The organism is Micromonospora sp. NPDC005298, from assembly GCF_040607375.1.
Taxonomy (GTDB): Bacteria; Actinomycetota; Actinomycetes; order Mycobacteriales; family Micromonosporaceae; genus Micromonospora.
The window spans coordinates 772,967-790,297 of record NZ_JBEXGP010000002.1 but is presented as its reverse complement, the minus strand read 5'-3'; the positions used below and the strand labels follow the sequence as shown (position 1 = coordinate 790,297).

The window sequence follows — 17,331 nt, the reverse complement described above, 5'->3', positions numbered from 1 at the left end:
CAGCCACATAAGGACGACAGAAAGTGCAAGATCGGCGGGCCGGGTCAGGGGGTTTGTTCTTTGCGGGTCTGGTCGGCCAGGTGCGGGGGCATGGGGTCGTGGCGGACGAAGTGGCGGCGGAACGTGCCGGTGCCGGCCGTCATCGAGCGCAGCTCCACCGCGTACCGGAGAAGTTCGGTGGCCGGCACCTCGGCGCGGACGAGGGTGCGGCCCTCGGTGTCCGGGTCCGGTTCGGTGCCGAGCACCCGGCCGCGCCGGCCGGACAGGTCACCCATCACGGTGCCGACCGAGCCGTCCGGGATGCGGATGGTGACCTCGTCGATGGGCTCCAGCAGCGCCGGCTGGCCGCGTTCGGCGGCGTCCCGCAGGGCCAGCGCGCCGGCGGTCTGGAAGGCCGCGTCGGAGGAGTCGACGCTGTGCGCCTTGCCGTCGACGAGGGTGACCCGCAGGTCCACCACCGGGTGGCCGGCGACCAGGCCCCGGTCGAGTTGGGCGCGGACGCCCTTCTCCACGGACGGGATGTAGTTGTGCGGAACGGCACCGCCGACGATCCGGTCGACGAACTCGAAGCCGCTGCCCCGGGGCAGCGGCTCGACCTCGATGTCGCAGACCGCGTACTGGCCGTGGCCGCCGGACTGCTTGACGTGCCGGCCGTGCCCGGTGCTGGGCACGGTGAGGGTTTCGCGCAGCGACACCCTGACCGGTTCGGTGTCCAGTTCGACGCCGCCGGCGCGGAGCCGGTCGAGCACCACGTCGGCGTGGGCCTCGCCCATGCACCAGAGCACCAGCTGGTGGGTCTCCGGGTTGCGTTCGAGTCGCAGGGTGGGATCGCCGGCGACGAGTCGGGCCAGGTTGCGGGCGAGGGCGTCCTCGTCGGCGCGGCTGCGGGCGACGATGGCCACCGGCAGCAGCGGCTCGGGCATCTCCCAGGGTGCGATCAGCAGCGGGTCGTCCTTGGCCGAGATGGTGTCGCCGGTCTCGGCGCTGCCCGACTTGGTGATCGCGCAGATGTCGCCGGCCACGCAGTGCGACACCTCCCGCAGGGTCGCCCCCAGCGGGGTGTAGATGTGCCCGACGCGCTCGTCGGCGTCGTGGTCGGGGTGCCCGCGTTCGGCCATGCCGTGCCCGGAGACGTGCATGCTCTGGTCGGGGCGCAGCGTGCCGGAGAAGACCCGGACCAGTGAGACCCGGCCGACGTGCCGGTCGACGGTGGTCTTGACCACCTCGGCGACGAGCGGCCCGTCCGGGTCGCAGGTCAGCGGCGGACGGGGGGAGCCGTCCACGCCGGCGACCGCCGGCAGTTCGTGTTCCAGGGGCGACGGGAACGCGGCGGTGAGGACCTCCAGCAGCGCGTCCAGGCCGACGCCGGTCTCGGCGCAGACCGGCACCACCGGGTAGAAGTGGCCCCGGGCGACCGCCTTCTCCAGGTCGTCGATGAGCACGTCGTCGCCGATCTCCTCGCCGTCGAGGTAGCGGTCCATGAGGGTCTCGTCCTCGCTCTCGGCGATGATCCCCTCGATCAGCTCGTCGCGGGACTCGTCGATGGCCCGCTGGTGCTCCGGGTCGGGATCGCGGACGTCGGCGGGAAGCCCGGCGGAGTAGTCGAAGACCCGGCGGGTGATCAGGCCGAGCAGACCCTCGGTGGACACGCCGTCGTCGCCGAGCATCGGCAGGTACAGCGGCATCACGTTGTCGCCGAAGAGGCGCTGGCAGAGCGCCACCGTCTCGTCGACGTCGGCGCGCGGCTGGTCCAGTCGGGCCACCGCGACCGCGCGGGGCATGTCGACGGCCGCGCACTCCTCCCACAGCGCGACGGTGGCGGCGTCCATGCCACCGGCAGCGGAGACGACGAAGAGCGCGGCGTCGGCGGCCCGCAGACCGGCGCGCAGCTCACCGACGAAGTCCGCGTACCCGGGCGTGTCCAGCAGGTTGACCTTGATGCCGTTGTGCAGCAGCGGCGCGCAGGACAGGCTCACCGAGCGCTGCTGGCGTACGGCCGCCGGGTCGTGGTCGCCGACGGTGGTGCCGTCGACGACGCTGCCGGCCCGCCCGATGGTGCCGGTGGCGGCGAGCAGCGCCTCGACCAGGGTGGTCTTGCCCGCGCCGGAGTGCCCGACGAGCACCACGTTGCGAACCCGGTCGGGCTCGGTCACCACCGGCGTGCCGCCGGTGGACCCCTTCTCGTGACTTCTCTGCGCCATGGGGCGCACCTCCCTCAGCCGGTGGTGGGTGGCGACCGCCGCGCGACGGGAAGCGGCCCGGGGCGAGTGCGCGGCGATATCCTCCGGTGGTCTGCTGCACAGCGGGAACGGGACGGGTGGACGGGTGAGCTGGCTCACCTCCCGGCTCGATCTCACACCCCCCGGTCGGGTGGGCACAAGCCTGCCCCGGCGGGTCGGCGGGACCGGCCGTATCGGCGGAGCTGGGGGGACCGTTATCGTGGGGACCGCCATGGCGAAGATCTTCCAAGTGTCGGCCCGCGCGGGGATGACCCGCGTCGTCGAGCCGATTGCCCGTGCCCTCCTGCGCGCGGGCGTCACCCCCAATGCCGTCACCGTCGCGGGCACCGTTGGTGTGCTCGTCGGCGCGCTCGGCCTCGGTGCCCGCGGCCATCTGGTCGCGGGCGCGTTGATCGTCACCCTGTTCGCGCTCACCGACCTGCTCGACGGGACGATGGCCCGGATGAGCGGTGGCTCCACCCGGTTCGGCGCGTTCCTCGACTCGAGCATGGACCGGGTCGCCGACAGCGCCGTCTTCGGCGCCGTCGCGTACTGGCTGGCCACCCAGGGCAACCACTCCGGGGTGGCCGCCGCGCTGGTCTGCCTGGCCGCCGGCGGCCTGGTCTCCTACGTGAAGGCGCGCGCCGAAGGGCTCGGCATGACCTGCAACGTGGGCATCGCCGAGCGCACCGAGCGGCTGCTGATCGTCGGGGTCGGCGGCATCCTCACCGGCGTCGGCGTGAAGCCGGCCCTGGAGATCGCGCTGTGGCTCCTCGCCGCGGTGTCGATCTTCACGGTGGGGCAGCGGATGGCGCACGTCTACCGGCAGGCCCAGCAGCTCCAACCGGACGGCCAGGCGTGAGCGCCGCGCCGCCCACCCCGCGCCGGACGACCGGCGGCCGGGCCGCGTGAACCTCACCGAGCTGGGCTACGTCGCCGGCTGGCGGGTCGTCCGCGCGCTACCCCGGCCGTTGGTCGCGGCGGCGTTCCGGGCGGGCGCGGACCGCGCCCACCGCCGCTCGGGCGGGAGTACGGAGCGACTGCGCGCGAACCTGCGCCGGGTGGTCGGCCCCGAGCTGCCCGAGGCCGAGCTGGACGATCTGGTCAGGCGCGGGTTGCGCTCGTACGCCCGGTACTGGATGGAGGCGTTCCGGCTGCCCGCTTTGAGCCGGTCGCAGATCCTGTCCGGTTTCCGGCTCGACGGCGCCGAGCTGCTCGCCGCCGACGTGGCCGCCGGCCGGGGCGCGGTGGTGGCGCTGCCGCACGCCGGCAACTGGGACGCCGCCGGCGCCTGGGTGGCGGCCACCGGTTGGCCGATCACCACGGTCATGGAACGGCTCAAACCGGAGGGCGTGTACCGGCGTTTCACGGCCGTCCGGGAGGGTCTGGGGATGGAGATCCTGCCGACCCACGGCGGGCCGCGTCCGGCGTTCGACGTGTTGCTGGACCGGCTCCGCGCCGGTGCGGTGGTGCCGCTGCTGGCCGACCGTGACCTCTCCGCCCGGGGGGTGGAGGTGGACTTCTTCGGCGCGAAGACCCGGATGCCCGCCGGGCCGGCCCTGCTGGCGCTGCACACCGGCGCGCCGCTCTACGTGGCCTCGATGTGGTACGAGGCGGACGCCGCCTGTGCGTCGCTCGTCGGCCCGCTGCCGGTGCCGGGGCCCGAGGTGGGGCCTCTGGACCAGCGTGTCCGGTCCGTGACGCAGCTGATCGCCGACCGTCTGGCGGCGGGTATCGCCCGGCATCCGGAAGACTGGCACATGTTGCAGCGGATGTGGCTGGACCAGCGGGGGTCGGGGGGCAGCACCGCGCCGCCGCCGTCGTCGTCCGCCGGTCGGTCCTGAGGGGGTGGGCACGGTGGGGTGGTGTCCCGTGGTCGCGGACGGGGGGCGCTGACACATGCGGATCGGCATCGTGTGCCCGTACTCCTTCGACGTGCCCGGCGGGGTGCAGAACCACGTGATGGACCTCGCCGAGGCGCTGATCGCGCTGGGCCACGAGGTGAGCGTGCTGGCCCCGGCCGACGAGGATTCCCCGCTGCCGGCGTACGTGGTGTCGGCCGGCCGGGCGGTGCCGCTGCCGTACAACGGGTCGGTGGCCCGGATCGCGTTCGGGCCGGTGTCGACCGCCCGGGTACGGCGGTGGATCACCAACGGCGACTTCGACGTGCTGCACGTGCACGAGCCGCTGACGTTGAGCCTGTCGCTGCTGGCCGTGCTCTCCGCGCGGGGGCCGGTGGTGGCCACGTTCCACACCGCGATGACCCGGTCGCGGGTGCTGGCGGCCGCCCAGGGCGTGCTCCAGATCGTGCTGGAGCGGATCACCGCCCGCATCGCGGTGAGCGCGCTGGCCCGCAAGGTGCAGGTCGAGCACATGGACGGCGGCGCCGTGGAGATCCCCAACGGGGTGGCGGTGGCGAAGTTCGCCGACGCGGAGCCGTTGCCGGACTGGCCGGGGGAGTGCCGCACGGGCGCCGGCGGCACGCTCGGCTTCCTGGGTCGGTTCACCGAGGCGCGCAAGGGTTTCCCGGTGCTGCGGGACGCCTTTGTGGCGCTTGCCGACACCCGACCCGGGCTGCGGCTGCTGGTCGCCGGCCCGGGTGACGCCGACGACCTGTACGACCAGTTCCCGCGCGAGCTGCACGAGCGGGTGACCTTCCTCGGTCTGGTCACCGAACCGGACAAGGCGCGGATGCTGCGCAGCGTGCACCTCTACGTGGCGCCGAACACCGGCGGCGAGTCGTTCGGCATGATCCTCACCGAGGCGTTGGCGGCCGGTACGACCGTGGTCGCCAGCGACCTGGACGCGTTCCGGCGGGTGCTCGACGGCGGGCGGGCCGGGCGGCTCTTCCCGACCGGTGACCCGGTGGGGCTGCGCACCGCGGTGGCCGAGTTGTTGGACGATCCGGCCGGCCGGGCGGCCCTGAGTGCCTGCGGCGATCAGGTGGTGGCGAATTTCGACTGGCCGGTGGTTGCCCGCCGTGTTCTGGAGGTATACGCAGCGGCGATCGAGGCGACCGACGGGCGGGTCATCGACCAGGAGTGGGTGGGGCTGGGCTGAGCCGATGTGACGGATGGTGCGATCGTGACCGGTGCGAACCGGGGTGAGCGCGCCCAATCGGAGGCGAACGGAGCAGCACTACGATGCCGCACATGTGGTGGGTGGTGGCCGGGAGCGTGGTCGTGGGGCTGGTCGCGGCGTACCTCATCTGGACCGCCGGTCGGGTCGAACGACTGCAGGGCCGCGCGGAGCTGGCGGCCCGGGCTCTCGACGCCCACCTGTTGCGCCGCGCGGCGGCGGCGGCCGTGCTGGCGGAGCGCCGCTTCGGCGTCGAGTTGTACGCGGCGGCGCGGATCGCGCTCGACGCGCAGCCCGAGGAGCGGGAGGCGGCGGAGAACGACCTGACCCGGCAGTTGCGGTCGGTGCGGTTGGACCCGGCCGATCCGGACTGCGGCTCGGTCATCGCCGCGAGTCGCCGGCTGGCGCTGTCCCGGCAGGTGCACACCGACCTGGTGCGGGACGCCCGTTCGGCGCGGAGCCGTCCGCTGGTGCGGTTGTTGCGGATGGGGCGGGGTCGGGAGTGGCCGCGGTACTTCGACATCGACGACCCGACCCTGACGGTCCCGGCGGACGTCCCCGCGAGCTGACCCGGGTGCGGTGAGCGGTGCCACACCGCAGGCCACCGGGGGGTTGATTGGCTGTCGGTGTGGCGTTGGGCCGTCCGTAGCATTTTCTCCGCCACCCCCACCGCGCGTCCCGAGGAGCGATGAGCCGTGTCTGACACCACTGCCCCGACCACCGGCACCACCCCCGTCGTCGGCACCGCTCGCGTGAAGCGGGGCATGGCCGAGATGCTCAAGGGTGGCGTGATCATGGATGTGGTCAACGCCGAGCAGGCCAAGATCGCCGAGGACGCTGGAGCGGTGGCGGTGATGGCCCTGGAGCGCGTGCCCGCCGACATCCGCGCGCAGGGCGGGGTGTCCCGGATGAGCGACCCGGACATGATCGACGGGATCATCGCGGCGGTCTCCATCCCGGTGATGGCCAAGGCCCGCATCGGGCACTTCGTGGAGGCGCGGATCCTCCAGTCGCTCGGCGTGGACTACGTGGACGAGTCCGAGGTGCTGACTCCGGCCGACTACGCCAACCACATCGACAAGTGGGCCTTCACGGTCCCGTTCGTCTGCGGTGCGACCAACCTGGGCGAGGCGCTGCGCCGGATCACCGAGGGCGCGGCCATGATCCGCTCCAAGGGTGAGGCCGGCACCGGCGACGTCTCCAACGCCACCACCCACATGCGCAGGATCCGCCAGGAGATCGCCCGGCTGTCCTCGCTGCCGGCCGACGAGCTGTACGTCGCGGCCAAGGAGCTCCAGGCCCCGTACGAGCTGGTCAAGGAGGTCGCCGAGAGCGGCAAGCTGCCGGTGGTGCTGTTCACCGCCGGCGGCATCGCCACCCCGGCGGACGCGGCGATGATGATGCAGCTCGGCGCGGAGGGCGTCTTCGTCGGCTCGGGCATCTTCAAGGCCGGCAACCCGGCCCAGCGGGCCGCCGCGATCGTCAAGGCCACCACCTTCCACGACGACCCGGACGTGCTGGCGAAGGTGTCCCGGGGCCTCGGCGAGGCGATGGTCGGCATCAACGTGGACGAGATCCCGCAGCCGCACCGCCTGGCCGACCGCGGCTGGTGAGTAAGGAAGGGCACCTTGTTAACGCCTGGTGTATAGGAAGGGCACCTTCCTTACAACTCGAACGGCAACGAGAGGAACGGTGCGACGGTGGCCGTACCCGTGATCGGTGTGCTCGCACTCCAGGGGGACGTCCGCGAGCATGTCGCGGCTCTGACGGCGACCGGCGCGGACGCCCGCCCGGTCCGCCGTCCGACGGAGTTGGACGCGGTCGACGGGCTGGTCATCCCCGGGGGTGAGTCCACCACCATCAGCAAGCTCGTCGACATCTTCGAGATGCGCGAGCCGATCGACAAGCGGATCGCCGACGGCATGCCGGTGTACGGATCCTGCGCGGGCATGATCATGCTGGCGGCTGTGGTGCTGGACGGCCGAGCGGACCAGCGGGGCTTCGCCGGCATCGACATGACCGTGCGGCGCAACGCGTTCGGCCGGCAGGTCGACTCGTTCGAGGCACCGGTGGAGATCACCGGGGTGCCGGGGGAGCCGTTCCACGCGGTGTTCATCCGGGCGCCCTGGGTCGAGCGGGTCGGTGCCGGCGTCCAGGTGATCGGGTCGGTGACCGACGGCCCGGCCGCCGACCGGATCGTGGCGGTCCGGCAGGGCAACCTGTTGGCCACGTCGTTCCACCCGGAGTTGACCGGTGACCTGCGCGTGCACGCGTACTTCGTGGACCTGGTGCGCGCCGTCGCCTGACGGCGCGACCCGTTCGTTCAGCCGGCGACCGCGCGCAGGTGACCCGGTCGGCGGCCGGCCAGTTGGTCGAGCGCGACGGCCGTGGCGGCGTCGGCGGGCAACTGCACCACCAGGCGCTGCGGGTCGGCCTCGGCCAGCTCCAGGGTCTCGACGTTGAGGCGCAACAGCCCGGCCGCCGGGTGGCGCACCGTCAGCGGGCCGGTACGCGCGCCGACGACCGGTCGCCGCCGCCAACGGTCGACGAACGGCGCGCCCACCGTACGGGCCAGCTGCTCGGCGAAGGCGTCGCTGGCCGGGTCGCCTCGGCGCAGCAGGTGCAGCTCAGCGACCTGCTGGTCGGCCAGCGCCGACCACTGCGGATAGTGCGTACGGGACCGCTCGTCGGCCAGTACGAACCAGACCAGGTTCGGTCGGGACCCGTCCAGCAGGCCGAGCGGGCGGGCGAGCACGTCGAACGGCTCGTTCCAGGCCAGTACGTCGCCGAGCCGGTTGAGCACGTACGCCGGGGTGTCGCGCAGCGCGTCGAGCATCGCGCGGACGGTGGGCCGGACGGTGCGGGACACCGTCGGCCGGTCGCCTGAGCAGAGCTGTCGGGCGTGCTGGGCCGAGGCGAGGTGCCGCAGGTGTTCCCGGTCGGCGCTGTCCAGGCGTAGCGCGTCGGCGAGCGCGGCGAGGATCTCCGGTGACGGTCGGGTGTCGCGGCCCTGTTCCAGTCGGGTCAGGTATTCCACGCTGACCTGCGCCAACGTCGCCAGCTCGGCTCGGCGCAGCCCGGGGGTGCGCCGGCGGGGGCCCTCGGGGAGGCCGACCTCGGCCGGCCGCCGTGCCTCGCGGCGACTGCGCAGGAAGGCGCCCAGCTCTCCGTCCATCACCGGGCCAGTCTGGCAGTCGGCGTGGGCCGGTGGGTGGCCCTGGCGGGGCCATCCTCGCGGCGGTCTCCCCCCACCACCGGGTGGCTCGCAGGGTCGGTGGCATGAGAAACGCACAGAGCACAGGACCGCTGCGGATCGGTGTGATCGTGGGCAGCACCCGTCCGGGCCGGCGCGGCGCGGCGGTCGCCCGGTGGGTCATGGAGGTGGCCGAGCGGCACGAGGCGGTACGCGCCGGGGACGCCGTCTTCGCGCTGGTGGACCTCGTCGAGCAGGCGTTACCACTGTTGGACGAGCCGGTGCCGGCGCTGTTCGGCGACTACCGGCATCCGCACACCCGGCGGTGGGCGGGGGTGGTGGACGGCTGCGACGCCTTCGTGTTCGTCACACCGGACTACAACCGTTCGATACCGGCGGCGCTCAAGAACGGCATCGACTTCCTGTACGCGGAGTGGGCCGGCAAGGTGGCCGGGGTGCTGAGCTACGGCGTGCAGGGTGGCACCCGGGCCGCCGATCACCTGCGGGCGATCCTGACCGAGGTGCGGACGGTGGTGGTGCCGACCGGAGTGGCGCTGTCGATCTTCACGGACTTCGACTTCACCGGGGCCGACCCTGCTGACCGGACCGCCGGCCGCTTCGCGCCGGGTGATGGCCGGGAGGCGGAGCTGTCCACGATGCTCGCCGAGGTCGCGACCTGGTCGCGGGTGCTTCGTCCGGCGGATCGGACATTGTTGGGGTCGTAACCCATCGCGGATTTCGTCCCGTCTGCCCCGGTACGGGCGGGCGGGGCGGGGTCGGCGCGCGCGGTGCATGACAGCGACCCGGGGGACGTCGGTAGGATTGCGGAGATTCGGCAGGGCCATCTGCCCGCCACGGCTTCCGCCAGAGCTGACCGGCACCTCCGCGTGCGCCGGCGGGAGTGGGGCGTGAGCGGTGCGGTCGATGCAGACGGCGGGTAGCAACGGAGGTAGAAGATGTCCGGCCACTCAAAGTGGGCGACGACCAAGCACAAGAAGGCCGTCATCGACGCCAAGCGCGGCAAGATGTTCGCCAAGCTGATCAAGAACGTCGAGGTGGCCGCGCGGATCGGCGGCGGCGACCCCACCGGCAACCCGACGCTCTACGACGCCATCCAGAAGGCGAAGAAGAGCTCGGTGCCGAACGACAACATCGACCGCGCCGTGAAGCGCGGCTCCGGCCTGGAGGCCGGCGGCGCCGACTGGCAGACGATCATGTACGAGGGCTACGGCCCGAACGGCGTGGCCATGCTCATCGAGTGCCTCACCGACAACCGCAACCGCGCGGCGACCGAGGTGCGCACGGCGCTCACCCGCAACGGCGGGTCCCTGGCCGACGCCGGCTCGGTGTCGTACATGTTCTCCCGCAAGGGCGTGGTGATCGTCCCCAAGGAGGGCACCACCGAGGACGACGTGATGATGGCCGTCCTGGACGCCGGCGCCGAGGAGGTCAACGACCTCGGTGAGGCGTACGAGGTGGTCTCCGAGCCGACCGACCTGATCGGCGTGCGGACCGCGTTGCAGGACGCCGGCATCGAGTACGAGTCGGCCGAGTCCTCCCTCATCCCCAGCATGAACGTGCCGCTGGACGAGGAGGGCGCCCGCAAGATCTTCAAGCTGATCGACGTCCTGGAGGACTGCGACGACGTGCAGAACGTCTACGCGAACTTCGACGTCAGCGACGACGTGATGGCGGCGGTGGACGCCTGAGGATGGGCGTGGAGGGACGGTTCGCGCCGGGCGACGTGGTCGTCCGGCGCGAGATTCTGCGGGGCGAGGTGTGGTTCGGCTGCCCGACGATCTGCGTCGAGGACTCGGCCGACCTGCTGGCCCTCTACCTTCCGCCGGGCGCCGAGTTCGGTTTCCCGCGGGCCGGTGTCTTTCCGTGTGGGCGGCACCCGTGGGAGACCGCGGGGCACCGGGAGTGGTCGGGGCACGGCAAGCTGATGCTGCACCGCCCCGGTGAGGCGCACTCGGTCGACGTGTTCTGGACAGGGCCCGAGCGCGACTTCGCCGGCTGGTACTTCAATCTCCAGGACCCGCTGCGGCGTACGCCGATAGGGGTGGACACCCTCGACCACGAGCTGGACCTGTGGTGGGCCGCGGACGCCGACGGGTACGTCTGGAAGGACGTGGAGATGTTCGCCCAGCGTCTCGTCGAGGGGCGTTACCCGGGCATGGCGGACGCCATCCGGGCCGAGGGGGACCGGGTCGCCGCACTGCTCGACGCCGGTGAGCGCTGGTGGGACCCGGCGTGGGCGCGGTGGCGGCCCGACCCGGCCTGGACGGCGCCCTCGCTGCCCGCCGGCTGGGACACGGTGCCACCGGCCCGCTGACCGTCGGCTCAGCCGATGGTCTCCCGCTCCCGCCACGCCGTCCGCAGCGACGTGCGGCCGTTGGTCCGCAGCAGCGACCCCTCGTAGATCCGCGCGCCACCCACGAGGAACGCTCCGGCGGCGACCAGCAGAACGGCGAGCGAGACGAACGGCTCCCAGCCCGCCGCGTCCCCGTTGAACAGCCGCAGCGGCATCGCCGTGGGTGACGAGAACGGCAGGTAGGACAGCAACCGCATGGCCCCGGCGTTGTCGTTCAGGAAGATCACCGCGAAGAACGGCAGCATCACCGCGAGCTGCACGGGGGTGGACACCGCGGCGATGTCCTCCTGCCGGTTGATCAGTGCCCCGGCGGCCGCCCACATCGCGGCCAGGAGCACGAAGCCGAGCAGGAAGAACGGCACGAACCAGCCGATCGCCGGGGCGAGCAGGGTGAGCAGCCCGCCGCTGTCGCCGATCTGCATGCCGAGCACCGTGACCACCGCGATGAGCGCGATCTGTCCCAGCGCCAGCAGCGCCCCCGCCACCACCTTGCCGGCCAGCAGCGCCCGCACGGGCACGGCCGCCACCAGGATCTCCACGATCCGGGTCTGCTTCTCCTCGGTGACGCTCTGCGCGATCTGCATGCCGAACGTCTGCGAGGTGATGAAGAAGACGAACGCGAAGATGAACGGCACCAGGAACGCCACCACCGGCTCGACCGCGCCGGGGTCGAGCAGTTGCACCGGCGGCGCGCTGCTCAACGCCCGGACCACGTCGTTCGGGGTCTCGTCCATGGCGAGCACCTTCGGGCCGGACACCACCGCGGCGTCCACGTCACCGTCACGGACGGCCTGTTCGGCGGCCCGGTCGTCGGCCACCACGCGGACGTCGAGGCCAGCGTCCCGCAGCGGGCCGGCGGCCTCCTGGGTGACCGCCACGCTCTCCGGTCCACCGGAGAGCAGCGGCGGCAGGACCGTGCCCGCCGCGGCGATCAGCAGGAAGAAGAGTGTGCCGAACAGGAAGGTCCGGTCGCGCAGCTTGACCCGGATCTCGCGTTCGGCGACCAGCCGGGTGGCCTGGGTGACGTTCACTGGGTGACCTCTCGGAAGATCTCGGTGAGCGAGGGGCTGACCGGGCGGAAGGCGCGGACCGGGCCGCGGGCCAGGGCGGCGTGCAGCACGGACTGTTCGTCGGCGCCGGCCGGCAGGTCGAACACCGCCCGCGCACCGTCCAGCTCGACCAGGGTCACGCCGGGCTCGTCGCGGACCCAGCCGGCGTCGGTCGCCACGACCAGCTCGAAGCGGGGCACGGTGTACGTGTCGCGTAGCCGCTGCCGGCTGCCGGCGGCCCGGATCACCCCGTCCGCGATGATGACCAGGTCGTCGCAGATCCGCTCGACGACGTCGAGTTGGTGGCTGGAGAAGAGCACCGGCGCGCCGGCGGCGGCGCGTTCCCGCAGGACGGCGACGACCGTGTCGACGGCCAGTGGGTCCAGCCCGGAGAACGGCTCGTCGAGCACCAGCACCTCCGGATCGTGCACCAGGGCGGCGGCGATCTGGGCGCGCTGCTGGTTGCCGAGCGACAGCGTCTCCAGCAGGTCGTCGCCCCGCTCGGCGAGACCGACCCGTTCCAGCAGGGCGTCCGTGGCACGTCGCGCGGCGGCGGCGTCCAGTCCGTGCAGCCGACCCAGGTAGGCCACCTGCTCCCGTGGGGTCATCTTGGGGTAGAGGCCCCGCTCCTCCGGCATGTAGCCGAAGCGCCGCCGGTCCTGCCGGGTCAGCTTCGTGCCGCCCCAGCTCACCTCGCCGGTGTCCGGGGCGAGCACGCCCAGGATGATGCGCATGGTGGTGGTCTTGCCGGCGCCGTTGGCGCCGACGAAGCCGGTCATCCGGCCGGCGGCCACCTCGAAGGACACGTTCCTGAGTACCTGCCGGTCGCCGAAGCTGCGGTCGACGCCGTCCAGGCGCAGCGTGCTGGTCACGCGTCCACGCTAGGTCGGGTACGTCCGCGCGCCGTCCGCCCGGCGACTGAGTCGCGGGTCCGTCCCGCGACGGATGCCGGTCAGCCGCCGGGGCGTACGACACCGTTCTCGTACGCGAAGACCACCGCCTGTACCCGGTCGCGCAGGCCGAGTTTGGTCAGCACCCGGCTCACGTGGGTCTTGACCGTCGCCTCACCCAGGTGCATCTCGACGGCGATCTCCGCGTTGCTCGCCCCGGCGGCGAGCAGCACCAGCACCTCGGACTCGCGCGGGGTCAGCTCGCGCAGCGCGGCGTCGGCGTCCGGCCCCCGGTGGGCGGTGCCGGTCGGGTCGCCGGGGCGGGCGAAGGCGGAGATGACGCGGCGGGTGATCTCCGGGGCGAGCAGTCCGTCGCCCCGGGCGAGCACCTGGATCGCCTCGACCAGTTCCTCAGGTGTGCCGTTCTTGAGCAGGAAGCCACTGGCCCCGGCGCGCAGGGCGGCGAACAGGTAGTCGTCCCGGTCGAACGTGGTGAGGATCAGCACCGCGGGGGCGCCGGGCCCGTCGTCGGTGATCAGCCGGGTGGCCTCCAGCCCGTTCATCCCGGGCATCTCGACGTCCATCAGCACCACGTCCGGTCGGGTGGCGCGGGCCATGGTGACGGCACGCTCGCCGTCGGCGGCCTCGCCGACCACCTCGATGTCGTCCTCCACCTCGAGGATGACCCGGAAGCCGGTGCGTACCAGGTGCTGGTCGTCGACGAGCAGCACCCGGATCGGCGTACCCGGTGCGGCGCTCACGCCGACCGCCCCGCGGCGGACGTCGCGGACCGCTCGTCGCCGCCCTCGGGTTGCCCGCCCGTCGGCCGGTCCGCGAGCGGGAAGCGGGCGCGGACCCGCCAACCGCCGCCGGCGCGGGGGCCTGCCTCGAGCTCGCCGTCGTGCGCGGTGACCCGCTCGCGCATGCCGATCAGACCGAGCCCGGCGGCGTCGGGCCGCCCGGCCCGCCCGTCGTCGGTCACGTCGACCTCCACCTGGCGGGCGAGGTACCGGACCCGTACGTCCAGCAGGTCGGCGTCCGCGTGTTTGAGGGTGTTGGTGACCGCCTCCTGCGTCACGCGGTAGGCCGCCTGCGACACCGACCCGGGCAGCGCGACGGGGGTGCCGTACACCCCGAGGGTGGCCGTCAGGCCCGCAGCCCGGGCCCGCTCGACCAGCTCGCCGATCCGTTCCACGTCGCCGGCGGTGGGCCGTTCGACGTCGGCGCCGCCGGAGGCGCGCAGCACGCCCAGCATCCGGCGCAGCTCGTCGACGGCCGTGCGGGCGCTCTGCTCGATGGCGGTCAACGCGGTGCGGGCCTTGCCCGGGTCACGGTCGAACACCCGCCGGCAGGCGGACGCCTGCACCCCCATCACCGACACGTGGTGGGCGACCACGTCGTGCAGCTCCCGGGCGATCCGGACCCGTTCGCCGAGCACGGCCCGTTCCCGGGCCTCGCCCTGGGAGCGGCGCAGCTCGTCGGCCTGCTCGCGCAGTTCGTGCTCGCGTCGCGCGGCCACCCAGGCGGTTTCGCCGAAGAAGTACGCGAACCCGAAGACCAGCACGTTGGCCAGGGCGCCGGTGACCATCGCGGCGAGCACCGGCGGCACCGGCCCGACCGCGTCGGCGAACGCGTCGGGCGGGATGTGGTCGATCGTCACCGCGTAGTAGATCCCCAGCCAGGCGAACATCGTGGCGATCACGCCGATCCGCAGTCGGCGGGCCACCTGATGGTCCGGCCCCCAGGCGCCGAGTGTGTAGAGGGCGCAGAACAGCGCCCAGGACGAGAACTGGGTCTCCGGGGCCGACCGTGCCTGCGCGGCGATGAACGCCACCGAGACGACGAGCAGGGTGGCGGCCGGCCACCGGCGCCGCCAGATGAGCGGCAGGGTCACCGCGACGGTCCAGAACAGCTGCTCGGGCCCGGACGGGGGCGGACCCAGCAGGAACGCCCCGGTGCTGCGGGCCAGGGTGAGGCTGACCAGCGCCAGCCCGGTCACCGCCAGCCCGAGCCACAGGTCGTTGCGGCGCTGCTGGGGCGTCGGCCCGGGGCGGCGCCATTCCTCTCGCGGTGCGACGATCCCCATCCCGGAACGATGCCACGTCACCCGCCGTATTGGCAGACCGGAGGGGCCGGTGCGGCCCGGGTCACGTCCACGGCCGGGGGGGGGGGGGGCGGGGGGGCCGCGCGCGCCGCGGGGGGGGGGGGGGGGGCGGGCGCTCTTTGTGGGGTGGGTGCGCTCCCCCCGCCGGGCGTGCGGCCCCCCCCGCGGCGGGGCGGTGGGGGGGGTGTGGGGGGGGGGGGCGGCGGGCCGGCCACCCCGGCCCCCCCCCCCACGGCCGTTGGAGCCGTCGGCGTTCAGCCGGCGGTACAGGAACGGATCTGCGGTCGGGCGCCGCTGTTGCCGTTGAACATCGTGGTGAAGCCGAAGGTGTTGCCGCTGCCGTTGGACCGCATGGTCATGTTGCCGCTGCCGTCCCAGGAGGCGGTGCCGTTCCAGGTGGTGGAGACCTGCTGGGGTGCGGGGATCGCCACGACCACGGTCCAGGTGCCGGCGCCGCTGACAGTCACCGAGGTGTTGTACCGGTCACCCCAGACGTTCGTGGTCGTCGCCGTCGCGGTGCAGCTGCCGCTCGGGGGTGGGGTGGTGGGGCCGCCGGTCGGCGGGGTGGTGCCGTCGGGCGCGACGGCGCGTCCGGTGGACGGGGAGATCATCCCGGGGCACAGGTTGCGGCTGGTGAGGTTGGCCATGATCTGCCCAATGGCGTCCCGGGTGTTCTGGATCCCGTCGTGCATGAGGATGACCTGACCGCTCTGCAGCCGGCCGGCGTTCGACACGATCTGGCTGACGCTGGCGCCGTTCCAGTCCTGGGAGTCCACGTCCCAGATCACCTGACGCATCCCGAGTGACGAGGCGACGGACTGCAGGGTGCCGTTGGTCTCCCCGTACGGCGGGCGGAACAACTGCGGCCGGCTGCCGGTGGCCGACTGGATCGCCGAGCTCGTCTGGGACAGGTCGGACTGCATCTGCGACTGGCTCATCGAGGTCATGTGCGAGTGGTTCCAGCTGTGGTTGCCGACCCACATGCCGGCGGCGACCTGCGCCTGCGCCGCCGACCTGTTGTTCTGCACGTTCTGCCCGACGTTGAACATCGTGGCCCGGACGCCGTTGGCGCGCAGCACGTTCAGCAGCGCGCTGGTGCTGCCGGTCGGCCCGTCGTCGAAGGTCAGGCCGACGTACCCGTTGCAGGTGGCGGCGCTCGACGGGGTGGCGGTGGCGGCGATGACGACGCCGCAGGTCGCGACGGCGGTGGCGAGGACGGCGAGCGCCGTGCGAAGCCGCTTCGGTCCTCCGACCGTGCCGGCGGAGACTCTGCTCATCTGGTGTCCCTTCGGCCATGCCCGGGCGTGCCTGGACGTGCGGCGGCGCGCGGCGGACAGGTGGGTATGGGTGGGACGGTCGACCGACACCCGACGAGGCCCATCGCATCGACCTGAATGAATCGGAGTATTGCAGCGGGATTTCCGGCGCGTCAACAATTTCCGGAAGTGCTCCGGAAGCGTCTGTGTGGGTGCCGGGATCGATCGACCGGGCGTTCCGCAGTGGTCAGATCATGCTGTGCGGACCAGAGGATCATGCACTGACGCACTCATTCGTCAGATGATCCGGAACGCTGTCGAAACTTTCGACGGCTCCCGCAAGCGCGAGTGGCGCGATGGCCGTCGGCCATCGCGCCACAGTGTGTTCCGGGTCCGTCGGGACCGTCCCGACCCGGTCGGTCACCTGAGCCAGGGCAGGCGCCGCACGATGGGGAGTCGGGCCCACACCGTGCCGAGGCCGAGGGTGTCGCCGGCGCCGGTCAGGGCGAGGACGGCGAGGACGGCGGCGTAGATCAGGTGGTCGTCCATGAAGGGGTTGTTCTCCGGAGGCAGCACGGCGGTGAACATGAGGACCAGCAGCAGTCCGCCGGCGACGGCGGCGATCCGCATGCCGATGCCGAGGATCAGAGCCGTGCCGATCGCGGCGAGGCCGGTCATGAAGAGCCAGTCCGCCCAGGCGGCGCCCGCGAAGCTCCGGTAGACGTCGGCGAACGGGCCGGCGACGGCGTTGCCGAGGAAGCCCTTGGTGGGGCTGCCGCCGTCGATCCAGCCGTTCCCGGCCTTGGTGGCGAGGCCGAGCCCGAAGACCTTGTCGATGAACGCCCAGAGGAAGATCCAGCCCAGCGCGATCCGCAGGCCGGCGAGGGTGTACCGGGCAGCCGTGCGGGCCGGGGTCTCGGTGGTGGCGAGGACGCTCGCGGGTGCGTCCACCGGGGTCCCGTTGCGTCCGGTGGTGGTGTGTCGCTGCGCGGTCCGGGGGAGCTGGGTGGCGGTCATGGCGTCCACGTCCTTTCTCGTTCGTCGATGTCGTCCTCATTCCACAGTCCACGGGGGCCGGCGAGCAGTGCCGCCGTACCCGGAGTCGGGGGGACCTTCGGCCCCTGTCCATCGTCGAGATGTTTCGCGGCGGTCACCCCGTTGACACCGC

General features: G+C 72.7%; 17 protein-coding genes. 9 read left to right on the top strand and 8 right to left on the bottom strand.

From position 1 onward, the window contains the following. Positions 1-44: 44 nt before the first annotated feature. A complete protein-coding gene (locus ABZS77_RS08395; RefSeq protein ID WP_354819204.1) occupies positions 45-2,201 on the bottom strand; it encodes an elongation factor G-like protein EF-G2 in 2,157 nt (718 codons plus the stop codon). Between the two features lie 250 nt (positions 2,202-2,451). On the opposite strand from ABZS77_RS08395, the gene pgsA reads away from it, so the two are divergent. The 6 genes from pgsA to pdxT all read left to right on the top strand — a co-directional run bounded on the left by pgsA (position 2,452) and on the right by pdxT (position 7,603). Continuing rightward, complete coding sequence (gene pgsA / locus ABZS77_RS08390) at positions 2,452-3,081, top strand: phosphatidylinositol phosphate synthase (RefSeq protein WP_354819202.1); 630 nt, start codon at positions 2,452-2,454, stop codon at positions 3,079-3,081. Positions 3,082-3,127: 46 nt separating this feature from the next. Next, positions 3,128-4,063, top strand: coding sequence for a phosphatidylinositol mannoside acyltransferase (locus tag ABZS77_RS08385; protein WP_354819199.1), 936 nt, complete (start codon positions 3,128-3,130; stop codon positions 4,061-4,063). 55 nt (positions 4,064-4,118) lie between these two features. Further along, positions 4,119-5,279 (top strand): glycosyltransferase family 4 protein, encoded by a 1,161-nt coding sequence (locus ABZS77_RS08380; protein WP_354819196.1) that lies wholly within the window; start codon positions 4,119-4,121, stop codon positions 5,277-5,279. Between the two features lie 83 nt (positions 5,280-5,362). Continuing rightward, a complete protein-coding gene (locus ABZS77_RS08375; RefSeq protein ID WP_354819193.1) occupies positions 5,363-5,866 on the top strand; it encodes a hypothetical protein in 504 nt (167 codons plus the stop codon). 126 nt (positions 5,867-5,992) lie between these two features. Beyond that, positions 5,993-6,910, top strand: a complete 918-nt coding sequence (pdxS, locus tag ABZS77_RS08370; protein ID WP_354819190.1) for a pyridoxal 5'-phosphate synthase lyase subunit PdxS — start codon at positions 5,993-5,995, stop codon at positions 6,908-6,910. 87 nt (positions 6,911-6,997) lie between these two features. Continuing rightward, positions 6,998-7,603: a pyridoxal 5'-phosphate synthase glutaminase subunit PdxT gene (gene pdxT / locus ABZS77_RS08365; RefSeq protein WP_354819187.1), complete on the top strand. Its 606-nt coding sequence runs from the start codon at positions 6,998-7,000 to the stop codon at positions 7,601-7,603. 17 nt (positions 7,604-7,620) lie between these two features. Here the strand turns inward: pdxT and ABZS77_RS08360 are convergent, their stop codons facing one another. Next, positions 7,621-8,472, bottom strand: coding sequence for a helix-turn-helix transcriptional regulator (locus ABZS77_RS08360; RefSeq protein ID WP_354819587.1), 852 nt, complete (start codon positions 8,470-8,472; stop codon positions 7,621-7,623). Between the two features lie 104 nt (positions 8,473-8,576). Between ABZS77_RS08360 and ABZS77_RS08355 the strand changes: the two genes are divergently transcribed. The 3 genes from ABZS77_RS08355 to ABZS77_RS08345 all read left to right on the top strand — a co-directional run bounded on the left by ABZS77_RS08355 (position 8,577) and on the right by ABZS77_RS08345 (position 10,825). Then, entirely contained in the window at positions 8,577-9,215 is a 639-nt protein-coding gene (locus ABZS77_RS08355; protein WP_354819184.1) for an NAD(P)H-dependent oxidoreductase, read from the top strand. Between the two features lie 231 nt (positions 9,216-9,446). Next, entirely contained in the window at positions 9,447-10,199 is a 753-nt protein-coding gene (locus ABZS77_RS08350; protein WP_354819181.1) for a YebC/PmpR family DNA-binding transcriptional regulator, read from the top strand. A gap of 8 nt (positions 10,200-10,207) precedes the next feature. Continuing rightward, positions 10,208-10,825: a DUF402 domain-containing protein gene (locus tag ABZS77_RS08345; protein WP_354819178.1), complete on the top strand. Its 618-nt coding sequence runs from the start codon at positions 10,208-10,210 to the stop codon at positions 10,823-10,825. A gap of 8 nt (positions 10,826-10,833) precedes the next feature. On the opposite strand, the gene ABZS77_RS08340 is transcribed toward ABZS77_RS08345, so the two are convergent. From ABZS77_RS08340 to ABZS77_RS08315, 6 genes are all read right to left on the bottom strand, one after another. Then, positions 10,834-11,895: an ABC transporter permease gene (locus ABZS77_RS08340; RefSeq protein ID WP_354819175.1), complete on the bottom strand. Its 1,062-nt coding sequence runs from the start codon at positions 11,893-11,895 to the stop codon at positions 10,834-10,836. Further along, positions 11,892-12,785 (bottom strand): ATP-binding cassette domain-containing protein, encoded by an 894-nt coding sequence (locus ABZS77_RS08335; RefSeq protein WP_354819172.1) that lies wholly within the window; start codon positions 12,783-12,785, stop codon positions 11,892-11,894. Before ABZS77_RS08335 ends, ABZS77_RS08340 begins: the two co-directional genes overlap by 4 nt. Before the next feature lie 80 nt (positions 12,786-12,865). Beyond that, positions 12,866-13,564, bottom strand: a complete 699-nt coding sequence (locus ABZS77_RS08330; RefSeq protein WP_354819169.1) for a response regulator transcription factor — start codon at positions 13,562-13,564, stop codon at positions 12,866-12,868. Continuing rightward, a complete protein-coding gene (locus ABZS77_RS08325) occupies positions 13,561-14,889 on the bottom strand; it encodes a sensor histidine kinase (RefSeq protein WP_354819166.1) in 1,329 nt (442 codons plus the stop codon). The genes ABZS77_RS08330 and ABZS77_RS08325 overlap by 4 nt, the downstream gene beginning before the upstream one ends. 272 nt (positions 14,890-15,161) lie before the next feature. Beyond that, positions 15,162-16,184 carry a polysaccharide deacetylase family protein gene (locus tag ABZS77_RS08320; protein ID WP_354819163.1) on the bottom strand — a complete coding sequence of 341 codons (1,023 nt, stop codon included), beginning with the start codon at positions 16,182-16,184 and terminating at the stop codon, positions 15,162-15,164. A gap of 399 nt (positions 16,185-16,583) precedes the next feature. Next, entirely contained in the window at positions 16,584-17,189 is a 606-nt protein-coding gene (locus tag ABZS77_RS08315) for a hypothetical protein (protein WP_354819160.1), read from the bottom strand. Positions 17,190-17,331 lie beyond the last annotated feature (142 nt).

What these genes read in the sequence shown, in the direction of transcription:
- ABZS77_RS08360 (WP_354819587.1), bottom strand. Translation starts at nt 8,472, where the DNA reads ATGGACGGAGAGCTGGGCGCCTTCCTGCGCAGTCGCCGCGAGGCACGG.
- ABZS77_RS08380 (WP_354819196.1), top strand. Translation starts at nt 4,119, where the DNA reads ATGCGGATCGGCATCGTGTGCCCGTACTCCTTCGACGTGCCCGGCGGG.
- ABZS77_RS08395 (WP_354819204.1), bottom strand. Translation starts at nt 2,201, where the DNA reads ATGGCGCAGAGAAGTCACGAGAAGGGGTCCACCGGCGGCACGCCGGTG.
- ABZS77_RS08350 (WP_354819181.1), top strand. Translation starts at nt 9,447, where the DNA reads ATGTCCGGCCACTCAAAGTGGGCGACGACCAAGCACAAGAAGGCCGTC.
- ABZS77_RS08355 (WP_354819184.1), top strand. Translation starts at nt 8,577, where the DNA reads ATGAGAAACGCACAGAGCACAGGACCGCTGCGGATCGGTGTGATCGTG.
- ABZS77_RS08320 (WP_354819163.1), bottom strand. Translation starts at nt 16,184, where the DNA reads ATGAGCAGAGTCTCCGCCGGCACGGTCGGAGGACCGAAGCGGCTTCGC.
- ABZS77_RS08325 (WP_354819166.1), bottom strand. Translation starts at nt 14,889, where the DNA reads ATGGGGATCGTCGCACCGCGAGAGGAATGGCGCCGCCCCGGGCCGACG.
- pgsA (WP_354819202.1), top strand. Translation starts at nt 2,452, where the DNA reads ATGGCGAAGATCTTCCAAGTGTCGGCCCGCGCGGGGATGACCCGCGTC.
- ABZS77_RS08375 (WP_354819193.1), top strand. Translation starts at nt 5,363, where the DNA reads ATGCCGCACATGTGGTGGGTGGTGGCCGGGAGCGTGGTCGTGGGGCTG.